Origin of the sequence: Gemmatimonas sp. (assembly GCF_044345575.1) — a bacterium.
Classification (GTDB): domain Bacteria; phylum Gemmatimonadota; class Gemmatimonadetes; order Gemmatimonadales; family Gemmatimonadaceae; genus Gemmatimonas.
The window spans coordinates 1-2541 of the sequence record NZ_JBIJAW010000434.1; the positions used below are offsets into that span (position 1 = coordinate 1).

Consider the following 2541-nt stretch of genomic DNA (forward strand, 5'->3'; position numbering starts at 1 on the left):
CGGCGTGGATTGGCGCAGCTGCCACCGCAGGCGGGCATGGAGTGGCTCATCAAGCGCATCGCGGCCACGTCGAACAACGATTCGCTGCTCGACGGGCTCTGATCGCCGTCGGGAGCGCCTCACGCGCTGTCGACTGAATCCGTCACAGACAAGAACGGCTCCGGGACCTGCTCCCGGGGCCGTTCTTGCGTAGCCGCCGGGCCGCGTGACGATCGTGCCACCACTGTGACGACGGAGCGACGCGCTTTCCTAAAGAAGTATCGAGGATCCCCCGATACCACACCTGTGTGCGCAGGAAGGCGACGACGTCGCTGCGCGATGCATGCCGTCTCTCGTCACTTGTCCATGTTCCGTACCCTGTCTTTGCGGGCCAAGATTTTGGCCTTGCCCGCTGTTGCTGCCATTGGTTTCCTCGCCACGCTCGGCACTACCATCGTGCTGGGTCGCCGCGCACAGCATGAATTGACAGTCAGTCGCACCGGCTCCTCCCCCACGCTGGACATCAGTCGCCGACAGGCGGTGCTACTCGACCGTTACCAGCGCGTGCTGCGCGACGCCGTGGCGGCTGGGGACACGGCCGGCGTCCGGGCCGCCGACACGCTGGCCCGGCAGCTGTCCGCGGTGAACGATTCGCTCGCAAGCAGCGCCACCGCCGATTCCGCTGCCGTCGCGAACATCGCAGGTGCGTTTGCCGAGGCCGACCGCCTTCAGCGTACGACGCAGCTCGTAACCACGGGCGTGCTCGTCTTGTCGCTCGCCGCGCTGGTGGGGCTGGCTTGGGGCACCTTGGGCAGCATCATCAGCGCGATGCGCGCGCTGTCGAGCACGGGCCGTGATCTTGCGCAGGGCAAGATCGACGTGCGCGTGGATCTCCGGTCGAAGGACGAGATCGGCGAGCTCGCCGAAGCCTTCCGCGGGATCATCGACTACGTTGGCGGCGTGGCTCACGCGGCCGACCGTCTGGCTCAGGGTGACCTCAGCACCACGGTGTCCGTGCGCAGCCCGCACGACGCTCTCGCGCGCAGTATCAACGGTGCCACCGGGACGCTGCGGGGGGTAACCGGAGAAATCGCGTCCGTGATCGAGGCCGCACGTCACGGCAACCTCGCCAAGCGGGCGAACGCGGGTGAATACCAGGGAGCCTACGCCGAGCTGATCACCGGCACCAACGGCATGCTCGACGCGGTGATCGAGCCGATCACCGAAGCCAAGGACGTCCTCGCCCGCGTGGCGGCGAAAGACCTCAGCGCGCGTGTGCAGGGCAACTACGTGGGGGAACACGCCGCCATCAAGGAGTCGCTCAATGCGGCACTTGAGAATATTGCGGAAGTCTTCGCGTCGCTCAGCACGGCGATCAGTCAGGTGAACTCGGCCGCGCGCGAAATCGGCGATGGCAGCCAGGAATTGGCGAGCGGTGCGGCCGACCAGGCAGGCGCCATCGACCAGGTGTCGAACCGCATCGGTGTCGTAGACGAGCGTACGAAGGCGAATGCGGCCGACGCGGCGGAAGCCCGTGCCGCGATGGAGAAAGCGACTCAGACCACCGAGCAGGGCGTGGAGCGCATGACGGCCCTCGCCGACGCGGTGGCCGAAATCAAGCGCTCAGCCGATGCCACGGCGAAAATCGTGAAGACGATCGACGAGATCGCTTTCCAGACGAATCTGCTCGCGCTCAACGCGGCCGTCGAAGCGGCCCGTGCCGGCGATGCGGGCAAGGGGTTCGCCGTGGTGGCCGACGAGGTACGTTCGCTTGCGATCCGGGCGTCGGAAGCCTCACGCAACACGGCAACACTCATCGAGGAATCGGTGGCGAAGGCGGAGACCGGCGTGCAGCTCAACGAAGACGTGAAGCGTCGTCTCGAGGAGATCCGGACGGGTGTGCAGCGCGCCGCGGCGATCATGACCAACATCGCCGAGGGCGCACAGGAGCAGGAGAAGGAGCTCGCGGAGGTGACGTCGGCCATGTCGCAGATCAGCGGCCTCACGCAGCGGACGGCAGCGAACGCCGAAGAATCGGCGAGCGCCGCCGCGGAACTCTCGGCGCAAGCGGCCGAAATGCAGGAGCTCGCCGCGCAGTTCGACGTGGGGCATGGTGCCCGCCGTGCGCCGGCGACCGCGCCCGTCACATCGGCATCGCGCCGTCAGAGCCGTGCAGCCATTCCGGTCGCGCGGGTCGCACCAGCCACGCCGGCGTCGGTGACCAAGGTGCGCCCTAGCATACCGAAGCCGAAGCCCGCACGACCGGTCAAGGTCGCGGCTGCCACTTCGCAGGACATCTTTGCGGAGAATGCCGCCGCACTGATTCCGTTCGACGACGATTCGTCCGACGACCTGCTGGCGTCGTTCTAGTGATCTACCTGCTGCGGTTGCCGTACTCCTCGTACAGTACGGCAGCCGCGCGAATTCCGAGTCGATAGTTCTCGTCGCTGATCCACTCGTCGGGGGCGTGCGCGTTCTCGCCGGGCAGACCGAATCCCATGAGCAGTACGGGGGCGCCGAGAATGCGTTCGAAGTCGCCAACGACCGGGATACTGCCGCCTT

General features: G+C 66.8%; 2 protein-coding genes. One reads left to right on the forward strand and one right to left on the reverse strand.

From position 1 onward, the window contains the following. Nucleotides 1-384 precede the first annotated feature (384 nt). Nucleotides 385-2349, forward strand: coding sequence for a methyl-accepting chemotaxis protein (locus ACIQ6O_RS16295; protein ID WP_396208825.1), 1965 nt, complete (start codon nucleotides 385-387; stop codon nucleotides 2347-2349). Nucleotides 2350-2353: 4 nt separating this feature from the next. Here ACIQ6O_RS16295 and ACIQ6O_RS16300 read toward each other — a convergent pair. Continuing rightward, on the reverse strand, nucleotides 2354-2541 hold a 188-nt coding region (locus ACIQ6O_RS16300), incomplete at its 5' end, for a M20/M25/M40 family metallo-hydrolase (protein ID WP_396208826.1).